The organism is Streptomyces sp. CY-1 (genome assembly GCF_047218265.1).
GTDB lineage: Bacteria > Actinomycetota > Actinomycetes > Streptomycetales > Streptomycetaceae > Streptomyces > Streptomyces niphimycinicus.
In genome coordinates, this window is record NZ_CP178393.1 from 9,324,206 (window position 1) to 9,337,002 (window position 12,797).

Annotated in this window: 11 protein-coding genes; 8 read left to right on the forward strand and 3 right to left on the reverse strand. The window is 70.4% G+C overall.

Annotated features, from left to right (window positions below):
* Window positions 1–56 precede the first annotated feature (56 nt).
* Window positions 57–650 (reverse strand): TetR/AcrR family transcriptional regulator, encoded by a 594-nt coding sequence (locus tag ACK1X7_RS40160; protein ID WP_385155292.1) that lies wholly within the window; start codon window positions 648–650, stop codon window positions 57–59.
* A gap of 103 nt (window positions 651–753) precedes the next feature.
* Window positions 754–2,064 carry an MFS transporter gene (locus ACK1X7_RS40165; RefSeq protein ID WP_385155295.1) on the reverse strand — a complete coding sequence of 437 codons (1,311 nt, stop codon included), beginning with the start codon at window positions 2,062–2,064 and terminating at the stop codon, window positions 754–756.
* A 741-nt stretch (window positions 2,065–2,805) separates the two neighbouring features.
* On the opposite strand from ACK1X7_RS40165, the gene ACK1X7_RS40170 reads away from it, so the two are divergent.
* Entirely contained in the window at window positions 2,806–3,927 is a 1,122-nt protein-coding gene (locus ACK1X7_RS40170) for a 50S ribosomal protein L11 methyltransferase (protein WP_385138935.1), read from the forward strand.
* A gap of 13 nt (window positions 3,928–3,940) precedes the next feature.
* Here the strand turns inward: ACK1X7_RS40170 and ACK1X7_RS40175 are convergent, their stop codons facing one another.
* Window positions 3,941–4,741: an alpha/beta fold hydrolase gene (locus ACK1X7_RS40175; RefSeq protein WP_390793445.1), complete on the reverse strand. Its 801-nt coding sequence runs from the start codon at window positions 4,739–4,741 to the stop codon at window positions 3,941–3,943.
* A gap of 311 nt (window positions 4,742–5,052) precedes the next feature.
* Here ACK1X7_RS40175 and mhpD point away from each other — a divergent pair, with 311 nt between their 5' ends.
* The 7 genes from mhpD to ACK1X7_RS40210 all read left to right on the forward strand — a co-directional run bounded on the left by mhpD (window position 5,053) and on the right by ACK1X7_RS40210 (window position 12,771).
* Window positions 5,053–5,886 (forward strand): 2-keto-4-pentenoate hydratase, encoded by an 834-nt coding sequence (gene mhpD / locus ACK1X7_RS40180; RefSeq protein ID WP_385138942.1) that lies wholly within the window; start codon window positions 5,053–5,055, stop codon window positions 5,884–5,886.
* Window positions 5,883–6,848 (forward strand): acetaldehyde dehydrogenase (acetylating), encoded by a 966-nt coding sequence (locus tag ACK1X7_RS40185; RefSeq protein WP_385138945.1) that lies wholly within the window; start codon window positions 5,883–5,885, stop codon window positions 6,846–6,848. Before mhpD ends, ACK1X7_RS40185 begins: the two co-directional genes overlap by 4 nt.
* A complete protein-coding gene (gene dmpG / locus ACK1X7_RS40190) occupies window positions 6,845–7,909 on the forward strand; it encodes a 4-hydroxy-2-oxovalerate aldolase (RefSeq protein WP_413116422.1) in 1,065 nt (354 codons plus the stop codon). Before ACK1X7_RS40185 ends, dmpG begins: the two co-directional genes overlap by 4 nt.
* 164 nt (window positions 7,910–8,073) lie before the next feature.
* Window positions 8,074–8,745, forward strand: coding sequence for a TetR/AcrR family transcriptional regulator (locus ACK1X7_RS40195; RefSeq protein ID WP_390793444.1), 672 nt, complete (start codon window positions 8,074–8,076; stop codon window positions 8,743–8,745).
* A gap of 261 nt (window positions 8,746–9,006) precedes the next feature.
* Window positions 9,007–10,356, forward strand: coding sequence for an MFS transporter (locus ACK1X7_RS40200; protein ID WP_413116423.1), 1,350 nt, complete (start codon window positions 9,007–9,009; stop codon window positions 10,354–10,356).
* 59 nt (window positions 10,357–10,415) lie between these two features.
* Window positions 10,416–11,384, forward strand: a complete 969-nt coding sequence (locus ACK1X7_RS40205) for a PDR/VanB family oxidoreductase (protein WP_413116424.1) — start codon at window positions 10,416–10,418, stop codon at window positions 11,382–11,384.
* A gap of 244 nt (window positions 11,385–11,628) precedes the next feature.
* Window positions 11,629–12,771, forward strand: coding sequence for a Rieske 2Fe-2S domain-containing protein (locus tag ACK1X7_RS40210; protein WP_385138958.1), 1,143 nt, complete (start codon window positions 11,629–11,631; stop codon window positions 12,769–12,771).
* The last annotated feature ends 26 nt before the right edge of the window (window positions 12,772–12,797 follow it).

Below are 12,797 nucleotides of genomic sequence, written 5' to 3' on the forward strand. Positions count from 1 at the left end.
TCAGCGCGGTGGTGCACACGCTCGCGGTCCCGGCCCGCGTGCGTGCCGAGCGCCGCTCATGCCTCGGCGGATGCGCCCGTCGCCGCCGCGATCAGGGCGGTCGCCGCCGCGCGGGAGGTCGCGGCCACCGTGGAGTCGTGGTCCATCAGGGCGGAGATGCCGGCGCCGTCGTAGAGGAGTTGGAGCTGGTGGCCCAGGGCGTCGGGGTCGGCGGCGCCGGCCTCGGCGGCGAGGCGGGTGAAGAGTTCGCGCATCCAGCCGCGGAAGGCGTCCGCCGCTTCCTGGACCAGCCCGCCGGGGCTGGCCTCGGCGCCGGCGCGGATGAAGGCGCAGCCGTGGAAGTCGGGCCGGTCGAACTGCCGCCCCTGGGACTCGAAGACCGCCAGCATCTTCTCGCGGGGCGTGTCGCGCTCCGCGACGGCCCGGGTGATCCGGTCGGCGGTGCCCGCGTGCCGGGTGTCGAGGTACGCCCGGATGAGCTGCTCCTTGCCGCCGAAGGTGTTGTACAGCGACGCCTTGGCCACGCCCGCGTGCTCGGTGACCCGGTCGATCCCGACGCTCTGCACGCCCTCGGCGTAGAACAGCTCGTTCGCGGCGGCGAGCAGGCGCTCACGCGCCGACGGCTTCGCGGTGCTCTGGACACTCGCCATGACGGTCACTCCTTCAGACAGACCTGTCTACATTATGCCCCGGCCGCATGCCTCCGGCCGAGTCCCAACCGAGTCTCGACCGAGCCCGGCCGGAGGCCACCCCTCAGCCGTTGCCGCCGACCCGCTCGCCCGGCAGGACCGCCGCCCCGTCCCGGCCGCCGCGCAGCAGCCAGAGCAGTGCGAACGCCGCGAGGACGATCACGGCGACGCCGTACTCCTGTGCGGTGGCGGTCAGTCCGCCCGCGTGGACGACGAGGAACCCGGCGATCACGGCGGGCACCCCCATGCCCAGGTAGGAGACGACGAAGAGCAGCGACAGCACCCCGGAACTCTCATGCGGCCGGGCCAGCGGCATCACCGTACGGATGCCGCCCTGGAACCCGCTGCCGAAGCCGACGCCCGCGATGGCGGTGCCGACGAAGAAGCCGGTGGGGGAGGAGTCGCGGATCGAGACGAGGGTGAGGGCCACCCCGGCGATCAGCGCGAGGATGCCGATGAGCATCACCGTCCGGGTCGCCGCCATCCGCAGGACCAGCACCGAGACGGCGGCCACGCCGGCGAGCACGAACAGGCTCAGCCCGCCGAGGACTTCGGACCCGGAACCGGTCAACTGCCGTGCGAGGGACGGGCCGAGCGACCCGTACAGCCCGGCCAGCGCCCAGACGGCGAACAGCACCGGCGCGGCCACCAGCATCGGGCGGCGTACGGCACGCGGCAGCTTGATCTCCGGCGCCAGGCTTGCCAGCGCCCCCGGCTTGCGGGTCGCCGTCTCCGCCATCAGCGCGACGGCGACGGCCTGGAGGACGAAGACCGCCAGCAGCCCGAGGTAGACCAGATGCGTGGGGGCGGGCAGGAACTGGACGACGAGGCCGGAGACCAGCGCGCCGGTCGCCGTGCCGATGCCCGGGACGACCGCGTTGGTGATCGTGCCGCGCGGCCGGTCTATGTCCATCATCCCCGCCCCGATCGCGCCGAGCGCGGCGCCGGTCGACAGTCCCTGGACGATCCGGGCGACCATCAGCCCCGACACGCCGTCGGCGGTGGCGAACACGACCATCGAGGTGGCCTGCGCCGCCAGCGCGGCCAGCAGCACCGGCCGCCTGCCGACGTGGTCGGAGAGCTTGCCCATGGTGAGCAGCCCGAGCAGCACGGCCACCGCGTAGACGCCGAAGACCACGGTGGTGGTGATCGGGTCGAAGCCCCATTCGGCCTGGTAGGCGGCGTAGAGCGGGGTCGGCGCGCTGGAGGCCGCCAGGAACGAGATGGTGATCGAGGCGAGTACATACAGCGCCACGTTCGGCGGCAGCCGCCGGCCCCGCGCGGATACGGCGGCGGAGTCGGATCCGGCGTCGGCGGGCGCCGCATCGGAGGTGCGCGCCGGTTTGGACGCCGGGACGACCGAGAGATTCGTCATGACCTTCCCCGTTCGAAGTATGAGTAGACCTGTCTATCTAATCGCGAATGATATTAGACAGACAGGTCTAATCAGGTCAAGCGGAAGAGGCGAGCGTCGCCCGGGGCGCGCTCAAGCGCTCAAGCGCTCGCGGGCTCGCGGGCTCGCGGCGGGCTTCTGGCCCGCGAGGCCGGGCCTACCGCTCCGAAGCCGGCAGGTGGTTCATGAAGTCCTGTGGCCGCAGGGCCCGTTTGACGATGCGGGTGTCGCCGATCCAGCCGTAGAAGCCCTGGCCGAAAGACATGACGGATGGTTGCTATTTCAACCATTATCCATGAGCGCCTGTCTCGCCGATTACTACGGATCACCAATTTGAATACGAGGTCCGATTACTTTCGGACGCTCCAGTGCCGGGATCCGGATACCCAGCCGCGAAATCAAGCCGAATTTACCTTCGCAGGCAACCTCCATTTGGTCGCGGACATGCCAATCGCCTGCGTGCGTCTGTTCGATGAGGCCGCCCCATGGCGGCACGGGCCCTCGGCGGCTTTTGCCGGCGCGCGGCCGAGGCCCCGGCGGTGGTCGCGGCCGGGTATCGGTGAAATCGAGCCTCGATCGCCTCGCTTCTCGAGCTTTTACTTTGCTTTAACCGGGCTATATTCGGACTTTATTCACCCGTGGTGAGTTCGATTGCTAGGGAATTCCAGGTTTCCCTGCCTGTCATGCTGGTCGTGAAAAGTCACTCCTGGGAAAGGTCTGAAGATGCCGCGTTCCTTCCTCGCAGAGTTGGCCGCACCGGGGTGCAAGGTGCCGGTGCGGGCATGTGAACTGGAGTCGAGCCCGGTGTGGCTGTTCGCTTCGATCGGCGAGTATCCGGTGTACGACGAGGTCGCCTACGACGCGATGATCAAGGACGAGCGTCGGATGGGCGCGTACCACGACGCCGTCCGGCGCTACGCACCCGGCCGGACGGTGCTCGACATCGGCACCGGGCAGGACGCGGTGTGGGCGCTGGCCGCCGCCCGCGCCGGGGCGCGACACGTATGGGCCGTGGAGGTCCTTCCCGAGTCCGCGCGGATCGCCCGGAAGAACATCGAAAAGGCAGGCTTCGCCGACCGGATCACGGTGGTGGAGGGGCTGTCCACCGAGATCGAGCTGCCCGAGCCCGTCGATATGTGCGTCTCCGAGATCATCGGCACGCTCGCCGGCTCGGAAGGGGCGGGGTCCGTCCTGCGGGACGCGCGGGAGCGCCTGGTGAAGCCCGGCGGGGTGTTCATCCCGCACCGCAGCGCCACCACCGCCGTCGCCCTGGACCTGAACAGCGCGAACCTCGGCACGCTCCCCGGCTTTCCGCCCCTCGTCTTCCGTTACGTGGAAGAGGTGTTCGCGTCGGTGGGCCGCCCCTTCGATCTGCGGGTGGTCCTCGAAGGGCTGCAGGACAACCCGAGGGTGCGGCAGCGGTCGTATCTGTCCGATACCGTCGAGGTGGAGCCGCTGGAGTACAACGGCGACCTGCAGCCGGAGGGCGTCGACGCCGTCGAGCTGACCTTCAGCCGAGCGGGCCGTTTCTCCGGGCTCGCGCTCGGCGTGCGCCTGTGGGTGACCGAGGACGACGAGCCGCTCGACTCGCTGGTCCAGTCGAGCAATTGGACCCCGGTGTACGCCCCGCTGTCGGAGGAGGGTCTGCAGGTACGGCCGGGCGACCGGTTCGAGTTCGACTTCACCACGACGATGAGCGATGACGGTGTACACCCCGACTACGCGCTCGTCGGCGAGCTGTACCGGGCCGGTGGCCCGGCGGTGCCCCTGAAGTGGAGCTCCACGCACCACGGGGACGGTTTCCGTGAGACGCCCTTCTATCGCTCGCTGTTCCCCGCCCCCTGACACCACACCATCGTCAGCGGTCCGCCGCCCCGGCGGATGCGACCGCTTCCAGCACCAGCCGGGCGAACTCCTCCGGCCGCTGTTCGGGGAACGGCACACCGGCCTCGGGCACGATGTGCCCCGTGGCGGACAGGGCGTTCACCATGGGCTCGAAGCTGGGCATCGACGGATCGTCGTCCTGCCCGCAGATGACCGTGGCCGGGGCGGTGATCCGTGGCAGTCGCTCGTCCATCGCGAACAGCCGAACGGCGATATGGCCGTCCTCCGCCCGGTCCAGCACCCGCACGGCGTCGGCCATGAACCGGTTGAGCGCGGCCTCCTGTCCGGGCTCGTAGAAGTGCCTCCGCCGGTTCCACAGCTCCATGAGGTGGGAGCCGTCCGGTTTCGGCTGCACCCAGTCGACCGGGCGCTTCCACGCCGCCCGGGAGCGCTTCTCCGGGGTGATGAACGGGGTCGCGGAGAGCACCAGGCTCCGCACCCGGGCGCCCAGGCGCGCCGCCACCTCCACCGCGATCACGCCGCCGGTGTGGTGGCCGACCAGGTGGAACGACTCCAGTCCCAGCCCGGCCACCAGGTCCTCGACCCCGTCGGCGAACATCTCGATGCTCTGATCCTCCGCGGGTTTCGCCGACGCCCCGTAGCCGACGGTGTCCATCGCGATCGCCCGGTGCGCGGCGCCGACCAGCGGAAGCACATCGCGGTACTCGGTCCATGACCGTGGGGTCTGGTGGAGCAGCAGCACCGGCTCGCCCTCGCCGCACTCGACATGGTGCAACTGGCCGAAGCGGCTGGAGGTGTAGTGGGCGGTCAGCATATGCACTCTCCCGGTATGGCAGGTTGGTGAGCCCGCGGCCCTGGTCGTACTTTGTACGGAACTCCTCGGGTGGCGTCAAGGACCGGGCGGCCGGGGCCTGCCCCTCGCCCGGAGAGTTCCGTGAGGCGGTACGCCCCTCCGGCCGGACGCGGGCACGGCAGGTCAGCACGGCCTCGTCCGGCAGTCCCGCACCCGCCGTGTTCCGCGTAACGGAACAAAAGTTGGCTCGTGGCGGGTCGCGCGTCTATACCGGAGGCCACATGGGGAGCGCCGGGGGCCCGGCACCCACGTTCCACCTCAGGAGGTAGCCCGTGCCGAATGTGCCCGACCGCGTCCCGACGGACGCCTTCCCCGGGGCGGTGGTCAAGGCCGCCGACGCACTGGCGGAGGCCGCCCGCGGCGGGACCGCCTGCCCACCGGTGCGCACACTCCTGGCCGACGGTGACATCGAGGCCGCCTACGCGGTGCAGCGGCTGAATCTGCAACGCGAACAGGCCGCCGGCCGCCGCATCGTCGGCCGGAAGATCGGTTTGACGTCGCCGGCCGTGCAGCGCCAACTCGGCGTGGACCAGCCGGACTTCGGCGCCCTGTTCGCGGACATGGCCGTGCCGGAGGGCGGTGAGGTGCCCGCCGGGCGGCTGCTCCAGCCCAAGGTGGAGGCCGAGGTGGCGCTGGTGCTCGGCAGCGATCTGCCGCACGCCCGGTGCACCGTCGTCGACCTGCTGCGCGCCACCGACTTCGCGCTGCCCGCGCTGGAGATCGTGGACAGCCGGGTGCGGGACTGGGACATCTCCATCGTCGACACCGTCGCCGACAACGCCTCCTGCGGGATGTACGTCCTCGGCGCCTTCCCGGTGCCGCTGACCGCGGTCAACCTGCGCTCCGTACAGATGAGCATGAGCCGCAACGGCGAGATGGTCTCCGAGGGGACCGGCGCCGACTGCCTCGGCGGCCCCCTCAACGCGGCCGTCTGGCTGGCCTCGGCCCTCGCCGAGCGGGGTGACCCGCTGCGGGCGGGCGACCTCGTCCTGACCGGGGCCCTGGGACCGATGGTCCCGGCGGCCCCGGGCGATGTGTTCCAAGCCCGTATCTCGAACCTGGGCGCCGTAGGAGTCGGGTTCGCCGCGGAAGGAGACAACCGGTGAGCAGCGAGACGAACACCCGCACCAAGGTGGCGATCATCGGGTCCGGCAACATCGGCACCGACCTCCTGATCAAGGTGCTGCGGCTCTCCGACACCCTGGAGATCGCCGCGATGGCCGGTATCGACCCCGACTCCGACGGGCTGGCCCGCGCCCGCCGGCTGAAGGTGGCCACCACCCACGAGGGCGTGGACGGGCTGGTGAAGCTGGACGAGTTCGCGGACGTGGAGATCGTCTTCGACGCGACCTCCGCCGGTGCCCACAAGCGCCACGAGGAGGTGCTGCGCCCCCTCGGCCGTACCCTCGTCGACCTCACCCCGGCGGCCATCGGCCCCTATGTGGTGCCCCCGGTCAACGGCGACGCCCACCTCGGCGCGCCGAACGTCAACATGGTCACCTGCGGCGGCCAGGCCACCATCCCGATCGTCGCCGCGGTGGGCGCGGTCACCCCCGTCCACTACGGGGAGATCGTCGCGTCCATCTCCTCCCGCTCCGCGGGCCCCGGCACCCGGGCCAACATCGACGAGTTCACCGAGACCACCGCCTCCGCCATCGAGCGCGTCGGCGGCGCCGCCCGCGGCAAGGCCATCATCATCCTCAACCCGGCCGAGCCGCCGCTGATCATGCGGGACACCGTGCACTGCCTGGTCTCCGGCTGCGACACCGAGGAGGTCACCGCCTCCGTCGAGGAGATGGTCGGCCGGGTCCAGGCGTATGTGCCCGGATACCGCCTCAAGCAGAAGGTGCAGTTCGACCAGGTGAGCGCCGACGACCCGCTGCGCTCGCTGCTGCCCGCCGAGGCCGCGGGCGGCGACGCGGTGAAGGTCTCGGTCTTCCTCGAGGTCGAGGGCGCCGCCCACTACCTCCCGGCCTACGCCGGAAACCTCGACATCATGACCTCGGCCGCGCTGCGCACCGCGGAGCGCCTGGCCGCACACCGCTCCGGCGAGGAGGCCGCACGATGACCACGACCGACGCCGCCGCAACCGCCCCCACCCCCTCGGCCCCGCCCGCCCTGTACATCCAGGACGTGACCCTGCGGGACGGCATGCACGCCGTCCGCCACCGCTACACCGTCGAGCAGGCGAGCACCATAGCCGCCGCCCTGGACGCCGCCGGGGTGGCCGCGATCGAGATCGCCCACGGGGACGGCCTGTCCGGCTCCAGCGTCACCTACGGCATCGGCGCCCACACCGACTGGGACTGGATCGAGGCCGTCGTCGGGGCCTCGGGCAAGGCGATTCCCACCACGCTGCTGCTGCCGGGCATCGGCACCCTGCACGATCTGAAGCGGGCCCACGCCCTCGGCATCCGCTCCGTGCGCGTCGCCACCCACTGCACCGAGGCCGACATCTCCGCCCAGCACATCTCCGCCGCCCGCGAGCTGGGCATGGACGTGGCCGGGTTCCTGATGATGTCGCATATGGCCGAACCGGCCGAACTCGCCCGCCAGGCGGGGCTGATGGAGTCCTACGGCGCCCACTGTGTGTACGTCACCGACTCCGGTGGCCGGCTGACCATGGACGGTGTCCGCGACCGCTTCCGGGCCTACCGCGAGGTGCTCGACCCGGCCACCGAACTCGGCATCCACGCCCACCACAACCTCGCCCTCGGCGTGGCCAACACGGTGGTCGCCGTCGAGAACGGCGTCACACGCGTGGACGCCTCCCTCGCGGGCCAGGGAGCGGGGGCGGGCAACTGCCCGCTGGAGGCGTTCATCGCCGTCGCCGACCTGATGGGCTGGAAGCACGGCTGCGATCTGTTCCCCCTCATGGACGCCGCCGACGACATCGTCCGGCCGCTTCAGGACCGTGAGGTCCGGGTCGACCGGGAGACCCTCACCCTCGGCTACGCGGGCGTGTACTCCAGCTTCCTGCGCCATGCGGAGGCCGCCGCGGTCCGCCACGGTCTGGACACCCGCGCGATCCTGGTCGAGGTCGGCCGCCGCAAGATGGTCGGCGGCCAGGAGGACATGATCACGGACATCGCCCTGGACCTCGCCGCCCGCGCGAACACCGCCTCCTGACCGCCCGATCGGCTCCGGCCACCTCATCTCGTCCGCGTCTCACAGTCCGCCGGACCGGCGGTTCGCCCGAGGGGGAAAATGCCCGAGGGCGGCTGTACGGTGTGCGGTACGACGGCGCCGGGCGCGTCGCCGGTTTCCGGTGGTGTGAGAAGAGGAGAGTCCAGGTGGCGGGTCCGCGGTCGCGTGCGAGGGCGCTCACTGCCGAGCGGATCATCGAGGTGGCCACCCGGATCTGCGACGAGGAAGACATCGAGGTGCTGACCATCCGGCGGCTCGCCTCGGACCTCGGCGTGGGCGCGATGACGCTCTACAGCTACTTCCGCAGCAAGGAGGAGATCCTCGACGGCATCGCCGACCACGTCATGGGGAACTTCCGGCTGCCCACCGCCGAGGAGACCTCGCCCGAGGCGGTCGTGCGGGCCCTGGCGCTGGCCTTCCTCGACATGATGCGGGAGCACCCCAGCATCGTGCGGCTCTTCGCCACGCGGGTGAGCACCGGTCCGCAGTCCATGCGGGGCGCGTTCGAAGCGGTCATCGGCAGGCTGCGCGAGGCGGGGTTCGCGGACCGGGACGCGGTACGGGTCTACGGCCTGATCGTGCAGTACAGCTTGGGATTCGCCAGCTACCAGGCCCCCCGCCCGTGGGGGAAGGCGGACCATCCCGAGGCCGAGGAGCTGCGGCGCCGGCGCAGGCACTTCTACGGGGCCCTGCCACGTGAGGACTTCCCCAACATGGTGGAGCTCGCCGAGGACATGACCACGCTGCCCAGCGACGAACAGTTCCTCTTCGGGCTCGACTGCCTCATCGCGGGCGTACTGCGGCAGACCGGCGACTGAGGCTCGCTGCCTGGTTTCCTCAAGCCCCGGGTCCTTCGGCCCGGGGCTGAGGTGTCTTCTGTCCGTATCCGTCGTGGGTGCCGTCGGGATCCTTGACGGCATACACCGAACGGTACATAGTACGACCACTTGCGATCGCTGAGCCGACTTCGATTCGGCACCAGGCGTCCTGCGGTTTTCCAAGGCCCGCTGCATCTGTCAGGGGCGCGCCGCCGCTACCTCTTCCCACGCCTCGCCCGTCCCTACGGACAAAGGACCCTCATGACAGCAACCCATGTTCCTGACCACGGCCGGGACCAGAGCACACGAGCGCTGGTCGCGGGCTGGATCGGCACCACCGTCGAATACTACGACTTCTCCATCTATGGACTGGCCTCGTCGGTGGTGTTCGCCAAGCTCTTCTTCCCCACCTCGGACCCGGTGATCGGCACGATGCTCTCGCTGTCGACCTTCGCCATCGGCTTCCTGGCCCGGCCGATCGGCGCGGTGGTGTTCGGGCACTTCGGCGACCGGCTGGGCCGGAAGTCCACGCTGGTCGCCACGTTGGGACTGATGGGCGTGGCGACCTTCGTGGTGGGTCTGCTGCCGACCTACGGCCAGGTGGGGATCGTGGCGCCGATCCTGTTGATCATCGCCAGGCTCGCCCAGGGGTTCTCCGTCGGTGGCGAATACGGCGGGGCGGTCCTGATGACCATCGAGCACGCGGACCACGGGAAACGCGGATTCCGGGGCTCGTTGATCAATACCGGCACCTCGGCCGGACTCCTCCTGGCCAACCTCGTCTTCCTCGGAGTGCTCCAGCTCCCGGACGGCCAACTGCACTCCTGGGGCTGGCGGATTCCGTTCCTGCTGAGCGCGGTGCTCGTCGGGGTGGGCCTCTTCGTGCGCCTCAGCCTGGAGGAGAGCCCCGAGTTCGAAGCGGTCAAGGCCCAGAACACGGCGGAGCGGCTGCCCGTGGTCGAGGTGTTCCGCGAGTGCGGCGGACGGGTCGCGCTGATGGCCTGCGCCATCCTGAGCGCGGGGGTGGCCTTCACCCTGGCCAGCGTGTACAGCCTGGAATACGCCCGCACCGGGCTGGGGCTGGACAAGGACGCCATGATCTCCGTCCTGCTGCCGGCCATCGTCGTCATCATGGTCTGCGTGCCGCTCGCCGGCAAGCTGGCGGACCGGTTCGGGAACCGCAGGGTCTTCCTCGCCGGAGCGGCCTCGCTGATCGTGCTGCCGTTCGTCTGGCTGGCGCTGCTGGAGACGCGGGAGTACTGGCTGATGCTGCTGGGCTTCACGCTCCTGTTCATCGGCTACTCCGTCAACTACGGGGTGGTGCCGGCGTACTTCTCGCAGGTCTTCCCGGCGCGCCTGAGGTTCACCGGCATGTCGATCGGTTTCACCATCGGGCTGATCGCCGGGAACGCGTTCTCCCCCGACATAGCCACCTATCTGCTGCACACCACCGGCGGGTGGCTGGGCATCGCGGTGTACATGGCGGCGATGTCGGTCGTCTCGGTGATCGCGGGCCTGTTCCTCCGGGAGGAGGGCGACCCCCCGCAGCCGCCGCCGCGCGATCCGGCTCCGCATGACGTGGCCGACAGCGGCACCGCACAGGTCCATTGACTCTCGTACGTCGTACCGTACATAGTACTAACAACGGACCGAGCCGTCAGGAGGAGACCGTGAGCGAACCACTGGACGACCCCGACGGCGTCCTGGACCTGCGGGTCGAGCAGTTGCGCCGGGAATCCGATGGTGTGGTCTCGGTGACCCTGGCCGACCCCGGGGGCGCCGCCCTTCCGGCCTGGACCCCGGGAGCCCATCTGGACCTCGTGCTGCCCGGCGTCACCCGGCAGTACTCGCTGTGCGGCGACCCGGGCGACCGGTACACATACCGCTTCGCGGTGCTGCGCGAGGAGCGCTCCCAGGGCGGCTCGCGGTATGTGCACGAAACCCTGCGCGTCGGCGACCTGGTCGAGGTGGGGGGCCCGCGCAACCGCTTCGCCCTGGTCCCCGCCGAGCGGTATGTGTTCCTGGCCGGTGGCATCGGCATCACCCCGCTGCTGCCGATGGTGGCCGCCGCCGAGGCGGGCGGTGCGCGGTGGTCGCTGGCCTACGGTGGCCGACGGCGCTCGTCGATGGCCTTCCTGGACGAGCTGGCCGCGTACGGCGACAAGGTCGACGTCGTCATCCAGGCCGAGCGCGGCCCGCTGGATCTGGACACCCTGCTCGGCACACCACGGCCGGACACCGCCGTGTACTGCTGCGGTCCCGAGGGGCTGCTCGCCGCCGTCGAGCGGCGGTGCGCGTCCTGGCCCGAGGGCAGCCTGCACCTCGAGCGGTTCGCGGCGAAGCCCGCCGAGGCGGGCGATTTCGCGCCCGACGGCGAGTTCGACGTGGTCTGCGAGCGCGCCGGGACCTCGGTGCGGATACCCGCCGGCCGCTCGATCCTCGACTGCCTCGACGAGGCGGGGATCGTCGTCCCCAGCGCCTGCCGGGAGGGCGTGTGCGGAAGCTGCGAGACCAAGGTGCTGGCGGGCGCGGTGGAACACCGCGACTCCCTGCTCACGGCGACCGAACGGGAGTCGGGCCACACCATGATGCTCTGCGTCTCCCGGGCCGTCTCCGGTGAATTGGTGCTGGACCTGTGAAGCGCCGCCCTCCCCGCCCGGGAACGGGGCCGGGCGCGGGTGCGGCATCGGATGTGAATCGTGGAAACGGACTCGGAGAGCAATCATGGTGAACGACCCAACGAACGCGGGAAGCGACACCGGGCCCGTAGCGGAACCGCCCGTGGCCCGGCGCAGGCCACGTACCCCGGCCGCACACGCCACCCGTGCTCCGGCCCCTTCGGCCGCGTCAGTGGCATCGGTGGCATCAGTGGCGGAACGTCCGGTGTCGGACCCCGAGGGGCAGGACTGGTCCGCCTGGCCCGTCTACAACAGCGCCACCCTCGGCTTCCGTAACTTCTGGTACCCCGTGCAGTGGGCCGGACAGATCGGCGAGAAGCCGGTCCCGATCACCCTGCTCGGGGAGAAGATCGTGCTGGTCCGGGACAACGGCGTGATCCGTGCGCTGCACGACCGCTGTCCCCACCGCGGGGTGCCGCTGTCCCTGGGGCGGCGTCAGTTCCCCGGCACCATCAGTTGCCCGTACCACGGCTGGACCTACGACCTGACCGACGGCAAGCTGCGCGCGGTGCTCACCGACGGCCCCGACTCGCCGATCTGCGGCAAGATGGCGGTCCGCACCTACCCCGTCGCCGAGCGGCTGGGCCTGATCTGGGTGTACGTGGGCGACGGCGAGGCCCCGCCGGTGGAGCGGGACATCCCCGAAGAACTCCTCGCCGAGCCGTTCGTCATGGGCGGCAGGACCGACATCCGCAAGGGAAACTGGCGGTTCGCGGCCGAGAACGGCTTCGACGAGGGCCACGCCAAGTACCTCCACAACACGGCCCTGTGGCGGCTGTTCAAGGTCATGCCCGCCTGGAACAAGACCCGTGTCATCGAGTCGGGGTCCTGGCTCATCCGGGTCCAGGACGAGGTGCACTGGGAGGCCGACTACCCCGGCATCGGCACCTGGTCCAACAAGCGCTGGTGGAAGCGGGCCGCGCTGCCGGACCGCCCGGGCAAATCGCGGAACATCAACCCGGTGATCGCCAAGCTGGACCTCCCCGGCTTTGTCTCGGTGCGCCTGCCCGGACTGCTCCGGGTCGCCTACCCGCACTTCATCCACTACGAGTGGTACGTCCCCGTGGACGCCGACCACGTCCGCTATGTGCAGATCATGGTCCGATACGAAACGGGGCCCAGGGCCGCGCTGTTCAAGGCCAAGTACCTGACCGCCATCCGGTGGCTCTTCCACGGGCAGTTCACCGGCCAGGACGCCTGGATGGTCGACGTCATGGACGCGCCGCCGGAGCGGCTGTACCGCCCCGACCTGTCCCTGACCGCCTGGCGCCGCCATGTCGAGCGCGGCGGTCTGACCGTCCAGCCCCACCGCCACAGCACGACCCCCGCCCCTGACGCACGCCCCTGATCCCCCCTGATCCCCCCCTGGTTCAC